This is a genomic window from Pseudomonas sp. NPDC089918 (assembly GCF_050280605.1).
GTDB lineage: Bacteria > Pseudomonadota > Gammaproteobacteria > Pseudomonadales > Pseudomonadaceae > Aquipseudomonas.
The window spans coordinates 75,503-90,400 of record NZ_JBNNVP010000013.1 but is presented as its reverse complement, the minus strand read 5'-3'; the positions used below and the strand labels follow the sequence as shown (position 1 = coordinate 90,400).

Here is a 14,898-nt window from a genome sequence, read left to right as displayed (position 1 = left end):
GCTTTGACCATTGCTCGTCACGCATCAGAAGGCGTCAACTACTCGCTGGTGACTTTAAAATCAGAGGCAATGGGGTCGATGTAAGCCGTCTGCAGGTCCCGCTCCGGGATCTCCCAAATGATTTGCTTGGGCGGCGTTTCTTTGAAGGCCGGGTTGTTGAGGTAGCTGTTTGCAGCGCCAGAGAACGCTCCGCCGTCTTTGGCGAAGTTACCCACGGGGGCGCCCAGTGCCTGCTGCAGAAATCCTGCGAAGTTGGAGTTGCGCGAGAATGAGGTGCCGATGAGCGCGGTGTTGGGGAGGTCGGCATCGCCAAAAAGGTCTGCCTCAGTATCAGGGCTGTCGGCTGACGCAGCGGGACGTTCGTGGGTGTTGGTTTGGGCGACCATTTCGGGTGCGGGTTGCCAGTTGAGCGGCAGCCAGTCGATGCCCGCCAGATGGACCAGATCGCCAGTTCGTACCGCGAGCGGGGCATGACTTTCGTTGAACGACCTGCGTGGCGTTGCGCTGATGCCCAGGGTCTTCAGGCGTTGGGTGATGGCATCGGCCGCCGCCTTCGCACCGGATTCGCTCCAGTGCGTATCGGTGCGCAACCAGGCACTGGCCCCCAGTGGTGTCAGCGCACCGGTGAGGTCCAGATTCGATACACCAGCCCCATCTAATTTCGAGGCCCAGGTCTGGATGCGCCCTTCGAGAACGGCTGGACGGTGCAGTGCGCAACGCTGCCCGGAAGCGATGCGGCTCTTGTCTGGAACGATGACCACCAGCAGGCTGATGTCACGTTGGGAGAGCTGCTGCTTCAGATCAATCACCGCCTGGACTTTGGCATCGGCATTGCGCTGCGCTTGATCATTGACCTTGAGCTCATCGGCCAAAAACAACCAGTCAGGACAACCCGAGCGAACCCTCGGCCCGGTGTCACCGAGGAGCAGCCAACTGGCACCGCGCTCCAGCTCGGCGAAGGTCGTGGGGAGTTGAGCGTTCGACAGTTCCTTGGCGATCCGATGAGTGATATCGCCGTCAAGAATCTGCGGGGGCAGCACTTTATCGGGTAGCGAGATTTGCCCTGAGACAATCAGACGGCCAGAGGACAGCAGTCCGACGAACAGGAATATCAGCAGCGCCACGCCTGCCAACCGACTGCTGCGTGTCGCCAGATCATCTGGCGGAGTGGGGGGCGGGGTGTGCTTTAGGTTCGTCATCAGAATTGGAAGTACAGGAAGGGTACGGTTTCGCGACTGGCGATCAGTGCGAACGACAGCATTAAACCGGCGATGGGCCAAAGGGCGGCGGTGTAAAACGCAATGCCGCCCAGTTGTTTCTCACAGTAAGGGCGCAGCAGCGGTGCGACGATTCCGAACACACCCAGCAAGCCAGCAAGGCCGTGTACCGGGCGCAGGGTCGTGGACAGTTCATCACCGAGGGCGATGCCCTGCAGGCCGAACTGTCCGGCATACAGACGTAGCGCGCTGTGAAAGTCGGGGGCGCGGAACAGTGTCCAGGCCAGGCAAACGAACAGCAGTGTCAGCCCATGGGAAAGCACCGGCGGTACCGGGGGCAGGGTAGAGCTGTTCCAGGCACGATTCACACACAACGCAATGCCATGGGCGCTGCCCCACAGCAGATAATTCCAGCTATCGCCACCGTGCCAGAGGCCGGCGATGGCCATGATCAGGAACAGGTTGCGATAGGTTTTCCAGGTGCCGTTGCGATTGCCACCCAGCGAAATATACAAATAGTCACGTAACCAACTGGACAACGACAGGTGCCAACGACGCCAGAAGTCCTGGATGCTGTTGGCCAGATACGGACGGTCGAAGTTCTCGGGAAAGTGAAATCCCAGCATCAGTCCTAGCCCAATCGCCATGGCACTGTAGCCGGCGAAGTCGAAGAACAGTTGCAGGGAGTAGGCAAGGCAGCCAACCCAGGCGTCGGAGAAGCTGGGGTTTGGCAAACTGAACGCCACATCGACCACCGGCGACAGGGTGTCGGCCACCAGCACCTTCATGCTCATCCCGACCATGAACCGGCGTGCGCCCAGCGAGAAATTCTGCAGGTTGAAGTGACGCTGATTCAGCTCACGCCGAACCCAGTCATAGCGAATGATGGGGCCGGCGACCGAGTGGCCGAACATCGAGATATAGGTGGCGTAATTGATGAAGCTGCGTTCGACCGGCACGGTGCGGCGGTGTACATCCACCAGATAGGAAATCGCCTGCAATACGATAAACGATAGCCCGGCCGGCATGATGACCCGCTGCCAGTCCAGCGGCATGGCGCCATACCAGGTGACGGCATCGATCAACGTGCCGGCGACGATGTTGGCGTACTTGTACCAGCACAGCACCGCCGTGTTGAGCACGATCAGCATCACGAGTAGCCGCACGCGGCCCGTGCCTTTTTCCCGCGAGGCGTCAATCAGCAAACCGCCGGCCCACGCCGTGATCGTCAGCACCACATGCACTGCGAGGAACCGGGGGCTCAACCAGCCATAAAACAGCCAGCTGCCGATCAGTAGCGTGACGTTGCGCCAGGCGGCTGGGCACACTGCATAAGTGCACAAGAACAGCGGCAGGAACAACGTCAGAAACTCGAGAGAGGCAAAAACCATGGTGGTGGCGCGATCCGATCAGTGGGCCAGGACGTCAGTCGCGAGCAACAGGTGCGGACCCTTTGCGCCAGGTAGCAGCACAACGCTGTAGCGCTCGCCGGCCTTGAGCTGGCCCAAGTCAAGCGGGGCACCGACGTTGGTTTGAGCGCAGACCAATTGAACCGACAGGCTGACCGGGTTGATCGCTCGGCGTTGCACGCTGCCGTCGGCCACCTCCTTGAACAGGTCGGCGTTCTTCCCCGCAGCGCGCAAACCAGCCTGGGCGCACGCTGGGTCGGCGCTGATAAACGCCAGCGAGGCTCTCAGGCTATTGAAGTCGTCGGGTTGCTCACGGATGACGACCTGGCGGATACCTTGAGCGTTGTCTGGCAAAGCGATCACGCTGGCGAATTCGCCTGCTGCCACCTGGATGTCCAGCGGCTGGCTTTTGCCGTTGCGTTCCAGGGTGCCCTTGATCGGCTGGTTGGCGGGGACGGGCAGGTAGTCGGACACGGCATTCGAACCCTCGAGTCTTAGGCTGGCCTGTGAGCCTTCGGCCAGCAGCTGCAACGGTTGGTCAGCAGCGTTGATAAAGCGCAGGAAGGCCGAGTCCTGATCCGGGCCTGTCGGGTACAGGGCAATGTCGGCGGCCTGGGCGTGCAGGCTCAGCATCAAGGGCGCGAACAGCGCCCAGCCACATGCGTATCGGCTCATTTGCCGGCTCCTGTGCTGCTGACGGTGTTGGCGGGCAGTTTGGCCAACGCACCGCCAATCGCAGTGCCCCATGCTTGATAACCGGCGACGGTGAAGTGCTGCCCATCGGTGGTGACCCACTGCCCGGGTTTGGAGAGCGTCAGCGAATCGATGTAGGTGCAAGGCGCCACGTTCGCGGCCAAAAACTGCGACATCAACTGGGTGCGGGCATCATTCTTCTGGTACATGCCACCGGCTTTGCCCCAGGCCGGTCCCACCCAGGCGCAACGGGTCCCGGTGGCCGCGATGGCCTTGGCCAGTCCGGTGACGCTTTGCCATGCCCAGGCCTTCGGAAACACTGGCTTGTCATAGGACGCCATGGTGTCGCCGATGACCAGTACCACCAGGTCGGGTTTGTCGGCGGCGATCAGGTCCTGGATCGGTGTGGTGGTTGCCTCGCGCCCTTTGATCACGATCTTGTCGTTGCCTTTGCGCTCGGCGCCGCAGTCGACCTTTTTGCTGATCAGCCAGTCACCGGCGCTGGCACCGCAGGCACCGATGGAATGAACCAGTGCGCCTTGGCGAGTCAGGTTGTCGTGCAGCGGCTCCAGCAAATGGTCCGCGAGGCTCATATGGCTCTCCCCAAGAACAAGGAGGGACAGGCCGGCAAGGGCAGAAGTGGGCATCGAAAGCTCCAGAATGATCAGTTGGAATAAGGCGAGGTATACGGGCTGACCGGCAGGCTCATGGGGCCGCTGATGTCTTCGAACTGGTAGCGCAAAGACAGGGCACCGCTGAGTTGTTGGTAGTCGTGGGCGTTGTCCAGGCCCAGATTGGCGCCCAGCAGGAAGTTCGAAGCGACCTTGTATTCAGCCGCCGCGGCGACGCTGTAGCCGATCCCGGTTTTGTTTTGCCCTTCGTAGCGCAGGCCCGAGGCCGCTTGCAGGGCTTTGTCGTTGGGGAAATAGTCGGCGCTGTCCTGCTCGAAATGCTGCACGCCGACCGAGCCTTTGACTTGATACGTCAAGCGCCCGGTGCGTTGTGCCCAGGTCACCGGAATGCCCAGGGCGAAGAACGTCTGCGGGCTGAAATAGCCGCCGTGGCCATAGGTGAAATAGTCCTGATTGTTGGCGTAGCTGATGCCGGTCATGCTCAGGCCGACGGTCAGCTTGCTGTCCGTTGCATTTTTCAGGTACCAGTAGACACCGCTGCCCAGTTCACTGCGGTTGTTGGACTCAACATGGTTACCCAACAGCTGGTGCCAGGAGGCGTAGCCATAGGCGCCGACTTCGTTGTCGTCAAAGCTCAACTGGCCACGCCCGCCGTTGGCGGTCACGCCGCCCCAGGACTGCCCGCTGCGTTTGTCCGTGGTGCCGGCAAACGAGGTGACGCTGTCAGTTACCGGACGCCGGGAAACGCTCACGCCGTAACGGACATTAGAGGAGTCGCTCACGGGGCGATCAATGCTGATGCCGCCAGTGGCGGTGGTGTATTTGAAGCCGAGCGGGGTGGTGCCCAGATCAGCTTTGAACCCATCCGCGGGCCGTTGAATAGCGACGGAAAGGCCGACACCCTCGGCTTTTTGCGAGCCGACGCCGTCGCTCTGCGCACCGCTACCAAAGCGCGACAGTGCATCGCCGCTGACACTGCCAGCGTTCAGCGAGACGGGCGTCACGCGCAGGGCGACGCGGCTTTCATCCAGCGGAATATTGATTTCCAACGGTGTTTCAATATCGGTCAGTTTGCTCAACCCCGACTCACTGTTGTTGCTGCGAATGCTCACGCCCTGGGTGACGTAGGCACTGCGCTCCTGAAGGATTTTATTCAGCGCCAGTTGCGCGGGGCTGATGTCCTCGCTCACCAGTGCTGCGCGCGGCAGCTGCGACTCGAATCGATTGCTCGCCTGCTGCGGCCTTGGCGGGGCGTCGATGCCAAAAGGGGTGTAAGACCTCACGCTGCCCGGCATCTCCTGGACCGGTGGCGGGATCGCTGCCAGCAAGGTGTCGCGACTGACCTCGCTACGTGGACCCGAAATCCCGGCAAAAGGGTTGGGCGCCACCGTAGAGCCGGCCAGTTGGCCTCCCTGGTTCCTGCGTTTCTCGCTCTGTTCAATGGCCACCGCTTTGCGCAGCAGATCGGTCGCCGTGCCGGTCTGGCCCATGTTCTGGTAGCGGCGGGCGGCCTCTGTCAGCGTTTGAGGGTTGCCGGATTCAGTCTTGAGCAGCTGTTGCAGTGCCTGTTCGGCAAAGGCCGTGTCCTGTGCCAACACCGCCGCGTCGGCGGCACCCAACAGCAGTTGTGGGTCGTTTGGCTGGCGTTGTAATAGCGGTTTGTAGAGTTCGAGGGCTTTTGCCGTGTCACCGTTGGCCGAGTACATCCGCGCCAGGGCCGCGACGGCAGCGCTATCACCGGGACGTTGCGCCAGTGCGGGCGCTAGCGTGTCATAAGCGCTGGCCAGATTGCCTCGTTCACGCAGTTGGTCAGCCTGGCGGATGCGATAGAGGTAGAGCAGGTCGTCGAAACGCTTGCGAGCCGGCGCGTTCAAGGGCCTGTTCTGAAGGTCGCGCAGAATCTCGTTGACCTGTGCGTCTTCTCCGGTTTTAAGCAGGACCGCCGCGTATTGCAGGATGAAGTCCGCCGAGGGCGCCGTGGTGTTTTGCAACTGGCCGCGCATGAGGGCCAGCGCACGGGTTGGCTCGCCGATGTCGACATACGCCGAGGCCAGGCTCGCCATGCGATCGGGACTGTTGTTGGCCGTCGGCTGAATACGATCGAGCAAGGTTAGGGCTTCCTGGCGCTGGCCGCGCTTGCCCAACTCGATCGCCTGGCGCAGTTGCAGGTTGAGGCTGACATCAGCGGCCAGCGCGTCCATGTCCGGGGTGCGCTGGTCGGGGCGCAAGCGTCCCAACGTTGTCTGGGCGGCTTTCCACTCACCCATCTGGACCGACAGCAAGGCGCTGACGTAAAGCGCATCGGCATTGTCGGGGCGGGCCTGGAGCATGGCGTTGATCAGGTCCCGAGCCTTTTGCGGTTCGCCCATCGCCAGGTTCAGGCGGGCCAGGGCGAAACGTGTCCAGATGTTGTCCGGCTCAACGCGCAGCGCGTCTTGCAAGGCATTGCGCGCAGCGGGCAGGTCGTTGCGTTGTTCGGCGAGGGCGGCCAGTTGCGTCGCGCGCAAGGCTTGCAGGCGTGCGGACTGGCCGATCTTTGCCTGTCCGGTGGCGGGCAGGCTGTTGATCAGTTGCAGGGCTTCATCGTTCTTGCCGCTCTTGAGCAGCACATTGACCAGCCCTTCCTGTGCTTGAGGGTCGTCGCGGCGCTGGTTCAAAATCTGCCGATAGTTGCGCTGAGCGTCATCGAACTGGCCCGCGCTGGCCTGAATATCCGCCAGGGCGAGGCGAGCATCTACCCCGTTTGGATTGAGCCGCAGTGCCTGGTTGACCAAGAGCTGTGCCTGGGCTGTCTGGCCTTTGGCCTGGGCGTCGCGGGCCTGCTGCAATGCTGACCAGTAGCGCACTTCGTTCAGCGCAACTTGCCAGCGGCTGCCGTCGTTTTGTCGCGTGGCCTGACTCAAGAGCTGTTCCGCTTCGGCCAGTCGGTGTTGCTGCTGGCGAATAACCCCAAGGCCACCCAGCGCGTCAGCATCATCGGGCCGGGTTTTCAAGCGTGCTTGAAAAGCCTGTTCGGCGGAGGCCTGATCGCCTTCTTTGAGCGCCTTCAGGCCGCGCGCGACTTCGGCAGGCGGTTGCCATTCCTTGCTGGCCGTCGTTGCCACCTGTTGCTTGCCCTTGTTCATCTGCGCCCGGATTTCCACGTCATCCGGATGCGTCTTGAGGTACGCCTCGAACAACGGCACTTGTGCCGGATTGGGCGGACCGATCCAGGTCAGCGCCAGGCGCCAGCTTTCGTCTGCATCACCGGCAATGTCGGCACGCTGGGTCAGCGCGGCCAGGGCGCGGACGCCCTCGGCACGGCTGTCTTCACGGCGCACCAGATGCTTGGCGTAAAACAGCGCGACGATCGAGTCGTTGGGCATCTCGCGTTGCAGGCGCTGAAATCCGCTGCGTGCCTCAGCCCAGTCAGCCTGATTGAAAGCAAGGTTGTTGTAATACTCACGGCCGATCGTACCTTGAGGTGGACGGCCATCGAACAGCGAGCGAAACACGGCGCTCGCCTTGTCACGCTCACCGGCATCGGCGAGGCGCCGAGCCTCTTCCAGACGCTGCTGGTTCTGCGGTTGGGCCACGCTGATGTCCTGCGCCAATTGCAGTGCCTGCCGAGGCGGGGGCTGGATGGCCTGCAAGCGGGCGAGGTATTGCTGCGCCTGTTGTGGCTTGCCCTGTTGCACGCCAATCAAGCCCAGGCCATACAGTGCGTCAACCTGGGCCGGGTCCAACAGCAGGACTTTGAGCCAGACTTCCGCAGCGCGTTGAGGGTTTTTGTGCAACTGCCAGTACTGCCCTTGCTCGACGAGTAATGCCTGTGGTGTCGGGCTTTGAGCGTGTGCAGCAGCCGTCCATGCGCTCATGACGGCGATGGCTAGCGTGCGGTGGTGCGCGTGCATGCGGTCTCCCAGGAGAGTTTCAGCGTTCCGTCTTCCCGGAATCGGTAATGTTTATCTGCCCATCCGAGGGCGAACAGGCTGAGCATGAAGTTGTAGTAACGCGGCGGACCGGCTTCGCCATCAGGCCTGGCCAGTGCTTCGTGCAAGGCGAGCTCCACGCGGCGTCGTTGCTGATCGGCCAACCCGGGTTGGCCCTTGGCCTCAAGGTAGGGAATCAGTGCAGCCCAGAATCCGAACGGGCTCTGACCCTGAACAGTGCCGTGGAGAACCTGGACTGTTTCCGGGGGAGAACCCGTTGCGACAGTGCTGCGGGCCATGCCGTCCAGCCGTTTGAGCAGGCGCGCTGCCAGCGGTCCAGAGGTATCACTCATGCCCAGCCAGAGGTACACGCGAATGGCATCGTAGCTGCCCGTGTCGCCGTGGATCGGGTCGCTTGTGAAGGCACCCGATTGCGCTGAAGTGCCTTGATAACCGACCCAATCAGCGACGAAACCGTGGCGGCTTGATTGGGCAATCATCGTCGCGGTGTTGTTGGCAATCGCTTGCCAGGGCCCCGAGGGGGCTTCCTTGGCCAGCCGTCGTAACAGTGGCAGTGGCAGGTAGCTGGGGTTCAAGCGCCAGAGAGCGTCCGGTTGGACGAAACCCTGTGGTCCAGGCAACACCATCGGGCCCAGCCCGGGGAGCTTGACGACCAATTGCGCTTCAATTGTCGCCATCAGGTGCAGGGCGTCCTGGTGATAGTCCGGCCGATGCCACAGGCGTGCGGCTTCGAGTAGGGCGTAGGCGATCCACAGGTCGGCGTCGGCGGCCGAATTGGCGTCTTGCAGGCGCCACTGACCGTCCGTGCCTTGCCCCCATAACCAGCCCGGCAGGCGTGTGGCGGTGTCGGAGCCTGCGAGGTTGGCTGAGGTCCAGCGCCAGAGTTTGTCAAAGCGTGGCTGATCGTTGCCGATCAGTGCGAAGAGCATGCCGTAGGACTGCCCTTCAGAGGTGCTGTGATTGTTCTCCTGGCTCGATTCCAGAACCCGGCCGTCGGCCTGGACGAAGCGCGCTGCATAGGTTTGCCACAGTGGCCAGGCTGGCGACTCACAGGATTTCCCGGCCGCTATCGCAGGCGCCAGCAGGGCAAGCGCAAGCACGGCGCCCCACCTGCGCGTGTTACCGCGCAGGCACTGGCGAAGTGAAACACCTCGGCTGCTCATGGACGACACAGGCATGCGCGGCTCATTGACCAAGACGACGTTTGGCCCGTAAGCGCAGGGCCAGGTAGGCCATCGAAGCAAGCAGCAGGATCCCCAGGAGGGTGAACAGCATGAGCGCCATTACGTTTTGCGAGAGGTACCACTGCAGATAGCGCAATGGGCCCAGGCTCCCGACGTAGTAATCCTGCTCGGCGACCAGCGACTCGACATGCTTGCCCCTGACCACCACCAGACTGCCTTGCAACTCGCGGGCGTTTTCTTCGCTGCTGAGCAGGGCGTTGGTTACGTCAGCCAAGCCGTTGGGCCTTGCGCTGGCGATAAACACCACACTGCGGCCACTCTTGAGCGGCGATTCGAATCCAGTCAGATAAGCACTGCCGTCGTCAGCGGTAAACCTGAAGCTGCTGCGCGCTTCACGCAGATTGGTTTTCGTATCCGGGCTGATCCAGTTGCGCACACGCAAGGGCAGGTCAGACAGTTCAAAGTACTGCGCAGCGTCTTCGCCCTTGGCCGGCAGCAGGCTTTGCCATTGCTCAAGCAGTGGCTGATTGTTGCCCGAGGCGAGCACCAGCAAATCCCGGTCGCTTTGCTCGGCCACCTGGTCGGCGTGGACCACCTTCACGCCGGTGGCCGGATAACCGGTGGAGTCGCCGAAGCGGCCCAGCAGGGTCAGATAGGCGCTCAGATCGGCCGGGCCTGGCTCGTTGGGCAGGATCACCGATGTTTCAGAGAGGTCGGCCATGCGAGTGAATGGGAAGCCACTGTCCTTGAACACCCCAAGGTTGGGCATAGCCATGAAATGTTCGTATTGGCTGAGGTCCAGGGTCGAGTCCGGGTCGATCACACCGCGCATGTTGTCGATGATGATGTCGCGGCATTCGCCCTGTTTGATGTAGTCATACATGAAGCGAAATTGCAGGCGTGATTGCAGCGCTACGGAATTGAGTGGCAACAGCATGCGCGACGTACGGGCCAGACTGTCATCGGTTTTGAGCATCGCCAGCAGGCTGTCGCTGTTGCCGAGTTTCTCGATCGAGGGCAGATCGATCGACTTGATGAAGGTGTCGTTGAAGTTGACCAGCAACGAGGAATTGGTGGAGACCGGTTGCGGCGTATAGCGGTATTTCAGGTCAAGTTGCGCACCGGGCTCACGCCAGTTGAACAGGTCGGGTGGCAAGCGCAGCGCAACCGTCATTTGTCCCGGGTTATAACCCGACACATTGAGCTCTGCGGGCTTGGCCAGTTCACCCAGGCGAACCGGGCGATCGGAGGGCAGCCAGTTAGGCGCGTCGTACGGTCGGCGTGGCTTGAGCGAGTCGATCCGGTCGATCACTACGCTCTGCCCGGAAAAGGCCGAGCCACCGAGGGCCAGCGCTGTCGCGGCGACCTTGAGATCGGCGCCATCGCGCCCGGAGACGATCAACAGTTTGCCCTGAGCATCATTCGGGTTGCTCACGAGTGTCAATGTCGGCCCCGTGGCCTCTTTGATCGGTAAGCCACTCATGGTCGTTGATTCGCTGCCGCTGACAAACACCACGGCGTTGCCTTTGGCCGGCAGGCTGGTGAGGCTGGTGGGGAAGGTTGCGCCGCGGTAGCTGGCCAGGGCGCCGAACCAGGACGACAGGATACCGGCGGCCTCAAGCTCAGGGCCGCCGGGGCGCGTGGCGAACACGAAGGGCAGCTTCAGGGGCGAGGCGTCTCGACGATCGAACAAGGGTAGCGGCAGGGCGGACAGGTCGTTGGGCTGTTTAATCGAGGACACCTGGAGGCTCAGCTGGCTCTCGTTGCCGATCCGGGCCCATAGGCTGGAGTGCAAAGGGTCTTCACATTGCATCGTGTAGTGACCGATGAACTGCAGGCTGAGCCGGTTGAATTCGGTGATGGTCTGCGGCGGAATCTGCACGGTCCGGGTCTGCAATTTACCGGCCTCTTCCTTCGGCAGGGGCAGGCTGGCGGCCACTTGATCGTTGACCAGCACATTGATCTGCGAAAGGTCAGCCAGCAGCGCCGGTGAGTAGCTGTACTGCAGCGTGACCTGCGCCGCCGTGACGACTTCATCGGCGCGCACATCGAAGTTCACACTGTCGGTGGCCTCCACGCCTTTAAGGGTCATCGAATAGCTTTTGCCCAGCTCCTTGAGGGTGCGGGTATAGCTGTTGCCCGGGGCATCGGTCCCGGGCAACGCTGTAACCGGCATCATCGCCGGCTCTGTGGCGTTGATTTGGGCGGCAGCACTCAATGCCCAGCCGCTCCAGCCCACTAGCGAGCAGGTGATCAGCATGAGTGAGCGACGAGGAAGAAAGGTCCGGCGAGTGGAAGGCTTCAAGATCGTTGCGTGTCCGCGGTGGAGTCGATAGGTGATGGAGTGTCCGGGCGTTTGCGCAGCAGCGCCTGGCTGTCCTTTAAGGTTGCTACGAACAAGCGCAGGATGGCGCGCAAGCCAATGCTGCTGACCTCGCGCAACGCCGACATTGGCGCGTCGAGGCGGCCATTACCCCACGTGTTGGCCCAGGTATCGGCCCGTGAAAAGGTCAGTCGCACCAGCTCGCTTTGCTGGCGCAGAGTCAAAGCCTCGAATTGCACGCCCGCCACGTTGTCGTTGCTGAAGACTGTTTTTGCGGGAAAGAGGCTTGAGGGCGGTGTGCGCAGAATGCAGAGCCGCAGCTTCTCATTGACGCTGAGCAGAACCTGCGGTGGCAGTACCAGACCCACGCCGTTTTGTGAGAAGTCCCGGGTTACGCAATCGAACCAGGTGCCGTCTTCGCGATAGATGCGCACGGGCAGATCCGCGGGCACTCTGGGTTCGTTGCGTACCTGAGAGGATTCAGTGGCTACCGCCACGGCGGTGCTGACGATGACGATGTTGTACACGGTCCAGGCCAGGTTGATCAGCAGGGTAGTGGCCTCGGCCGAATCACTTCCGATCAGTTTCACCACGCCGATCGCCAGACCGATCATGTTCAAGGTCAGCAGGACGATGTAAGGCCGCGCGAGCTTCCAGTTGAAATAGTCCTTTTCGAGGGTGCCGCCCTTGTCGGTCACGTTGAATTTGCCCAGCGAAGGGCTGATCAGGGCCAACAGCACTGGTCGCATGATGTACCAGGCCAATACCGACTCATACACTTCGTTCCAGAAGGAATGGCGGAAGCGCCCCTGGATGCTGGAGTTTGTCAGGCTGGAATGGAAAATATGCGGCAGTACATAGACCGTGACCATCAATGCCGAGGCATGGAAAATCTGCGCGTCGAAAAGCAGGTAGGCCAAGGGGGCGGTCAAGAACACCAGGCGGGGCAGGCTGTAGAAAAAGTGCATCATGGCGTTGAGGTAGCAGATGCGCTGCCCCAGGTTCAGTCCTTTGCCAAACAACGGATTGTCGGTCCGAAAAATCTGCGCCATGCCCCGCGCCCAGCGTATGCGTTGGCTGATGTGTCGGGAAAGGCTTTCGGTGGCCAGTCCCGCCGCCTGTGGAACGGCAAGGTAAGCGGTATTGAAACCACGGCGATTGAGCTTGAGTGCCGTGTGCGCATCCTCGGTCACGGTTTCGGTGGCGATGCCGCCAACTTCCAGCAAATGAGTCCGCCGGATGACCGCGCAGGAGCCACAGAAGAAGGCCGCGTTCCACAGGTCGTTGCCGTCCTGCACCAGGCCGTAGAACAGCTCACCTTCATTGGGTACCGAGCGAAAGGTATCGAGGTTTTTTTCGAACGGATCGGGTGAATAGAAAAAGTGCGGCGTTTGCAGCAACGCCAGGTTCGGGTCCTTTAAAAACCAGCCCATGGTGATCTGCAGGAAGGAGCGGGTGGGCACGTGGTCGGCGTCGAATATGGCAATGAACTCGCCATCGGTGACTTTGAGTGCCTCATTGAGGTTGCCGGCCTTGGCATGTTGATTGTTGTCGCGGGTGATGTAGTTGACACCAATCTGCTCACAGAAAACCTTGAATTCCTCCCGGCGTCCGTCATCGAGCATGTGCACCCGCAGTTTGCCCTCGGGCCAGTCAATGGCTTGAGCTGCGAGCACCACCAGTTTGACGATACCCAATGATTCGTTATAGGTAGGAATGAAAACGTCTACCGTCGGCCATTCTGCGGGCGGCTGTTGCAGAAACTGCGGTTTGCGGTGCAACGGCCAGGCGGTCTGTACATAACCGAAGACCAGGACGAGCAAGGCATACAGTTCGGCCAGCACCAGCCCGTAGCCAAATACGGCATCCTGCCAGTTGTCGAAGTTCAGGGTGTCGGACAGGCGCCAGTACATGTAACGCAACGAAGCGATCAGCGAGAGGGTGATCAGGGTCAGGATCGCCAGACGCCCGGCTTGCTTGCGGATGACCAGGCTGGCGGCAAAACAGACGGCGGCAAACGCAGCCTGGGAATACAGATTCAGTGGCGCAGTGAGGATGCCCAGCACCAACAATGCCGCGATCAGCCCGGCTGAGATCTTCAGGCCTTGGCGCCAACGCACGGGCCATCGACTGACGCGATCCTGGAAAGTATCCAGTAGCCCCTGCAACCACCACGTCTTTGCGGGTAGCTGATTCAGCTGTGCGGTCATGGCGTGCCCTGCTGGTTGGTAGCATCCGCGAAAAGCAGGGCACGGACCGCGCCTGACAGCGACAGAATGTCCTGACAGCCAATGCTCTCAGGTGCGTACTGGAAGAGGTCCCGACCATAAGCCAGCGACTCGTTGAACTGGTGATCGAGACGAATCGTCCCGATCAGGTCTGCGCCGAGCCGCCGCACAAACAGCACGCCCATGTCCCTGCTGAACGAGCGCGAGTCATCCCGTTGGTTGAGCACATACCGGTGCCGCTGCGCGCGTCGTCGGGTGGTTTCCAGCCACTGGGTCATGGTGTCCAGTGCCAGGTAGGAAGCCGCGTCGGCGACCGTCATCACCAGCACCAGGTCGGCAGCGTCGAGTGCCTGTTGCGAATAGACGGTCGCACCCGAAGGCGTGTCCAGGATCACGGTATCGTTTTCGCTGAGATTCATTGACGCAAGGTGCTGATTCAACCAGTCAGAATCTTCAAGCATCAATTGCCTGAGCAAGCGGCGATCGTTCATCTCGCCAGTGCCGAAGGGCAGGCACTCACTGTCGCGAAAGCCCGGCAGGCGATGAGCGCCCCAGTTTGCGCCTTGCTCTTTGAGCTGGATCAGCCCGGGAACCTGCCTGGTGATACCCAAGTGGCTGGACAGCGCGTTCTGAGGGTCCAGATCAATCGCGATGGTGCGCCCGCCAGGGCGCCGAAGTGTTTTTGCCAGGCCGGCGGCGACGGTGCTTTTACCCACCCCACCGTTCGCCGAAACGATAGCAATGACCTTCGCCTTGGTCCGCTTGCGAGTCGTTTCTGGCAGACCGTCTCGACGAACCTGGTTGAGTTCACGCAACAGGTCGCTCAATCGCTGACGGTCACCCGTACCAGAACTCGCAGGTGGCTCGGTCAGGGGAGGGGGGTTGGGCGCGCCAATCAATAAAGAAGGCTGTGGCTCGTCCAGTAAAAACACAGAGGGCGTTGGCGTTGATGTTGGGGGAGGCAAGGCTACCGACGGTTCTGGCTCAGCCAGTACAGGTGTAACCGGGTCGTCTTTGAAATCTTTATAGTTCGGTTGTATTTCCTGGTAACTCTGCGCATTGGCGCCAAAACGTGTAAAGAGTTTCGTAATATCGTCTACATATTTCATGCGTAGTACCAAGAATGAAATAACTCAGAAACTCAGCATTCCATTAACTTGCAAAGTTGATGCGTCGTCTGGGCGTTGGCAGAGTGCCACTAATCTAGGGTGCCTGCGTCTGGGTGTCAATGATTGTTATAAAAAGTCAGCGAGGCCTGTTAATGTTAATTTGAGTGTTAT

9 protein-coding genes are annotated in these 14,898 nt (G+C 61.0%); all 9 read right to left on the bottom strand.

Going from position 1 to position 14,898, the window contains the following annotated elements:
- Positions 1 to 38: 38 nt before the first annotated feature.
- From ACQKPC_RS11980 to bcsQ, 9 genes are read right to left on the bottom strand one after another with little or no spacing between them, the layout of a single operon-like run.
- On the bottom strand, positions 39 to 1,199 hold the full coding sequence (locus ACQKPC_RS11980; protein ID WP_427624742.1) for an alginate O-acetyltransferase AlgX-related protein: 1,161 nt from the start codon (positions 1,197 to 1,199) through the stop codon (positions 39 to 41).
- Positions 1,199 to 2,608 (bottom strand): MBOAT family O-acyltransferase, encoded by a 1,410-nt coding sequence (locus ACQKPC_RS11975; protein ID WP_427624741.1) that lies wholly within the window; start codon positions 2,606 to 2,608, stop codon positions 1,199 to 1,201. Before ACQKPC_RS11975 ends, ACQKPC_RS11980 begins: the two co-directional genes overlap by 1 nt.
- Before the next feature lie 18 nt (positions 2,609 to 2,626).
- Complete coding sequence (locus ACQKPC_RS11970; RefSeq protein ID WP_007902225.1) at positions 2,627 to 3,301, bottom strand: alginate O-acetyltransferase AlgF; 675 nt, start codon at positions 3,299 to 3,301, stop codon at positions 2,627 to 2,629.
- Positions 3,298 to 3,966 carry an SGNH/GDSL hydrolase family protein gene (locus ACQKPC_RS11965; protein ID WP_218395123.1) on the bottom strand — a complete coding sequence of 223 codons (669 nt, stop codon included), beginning with the start codon at positions 3,964 to 3,966 and terminating at the stop codon, positions 3,298 to 3,300. Before ACQKPC_RS11965 ends, ACQKPC_RS11970 begins: the two co-directional genes overlap by 4 nt.
- Positions 3,967 to 3,983: 17 nt before the next feature.
- On the bottom strand, positions 3,984 to 7,844 hold the full coding sequence (locus ACQKPC_RS11960) for a cellulose synthase subunit BcsC-related outer membrane protein (RefSeq protein ID WP_427624740.1): 3,861 nt from the start codon (positions 7,842 to 7,844) through the stop codon (positions 3,984 to 3,986).
- Complete coding sequence (gene bcsZ / locus ACQKPC_RS11955) at positions 7,820 to 9,061, bottom strand: cellulose synthase complex periplasmic endoglucanase BcsZ (RefSeq protein WP_256348554.1); 1,242 nt, start codon at positions 9,059 to 9,061, stop codon at positions 7,820 to 7,822. Before bcsZ ends, ACQKPC_RS11960 begins: the two co-directional genes overlap by 25 nt.
- 7 nt (positions 9,062 to 9,068) lie before the next feature.
- A complete protein-coding gene (gene bcsB / locus ACQKPC_RS11950; RefSeq protein WP_427624739.1) occupies positions 9,069 to 11,372 on the bottom strand; it encodes a cellulose biosynthesis cyclic di-GMP-binding regulatory protein BcsB in 2,304 nt (767 codons plus the stop codon).
- Entirely contained in the window at positions 11,369 to 13,600 is a 2,232-nt protein-coding gene (gene bcsA, locus ACQKPC_RS11945; protein ID WP_218395120.1) for a UDP-forming cellulose synthase catalytic subunit, read from the bottom strand. Before bcsA ends, bcsB begins: the two co-directional genes overlap by 4 nt.
- Positions 13,597 to 14,727: a cellulose biosynthesis protein BcsQ gene (bcsQ, locus tag ACQKPC_RS11940; protein ID WP_427624738.1), complete on the bottom strand. Its 1,131-nt coding sequence runs from the start codon at positions 14,725 to 14,727 to the stop codon at positions 13,597 to 13,599. The genes bcsA and bcsQ overlap by 4 nt, the downstream gene beginning before the upstream one ends.
- Between the last annotated feature and the right edge of the window lie 171 nt (positions 14,728 to 14,898).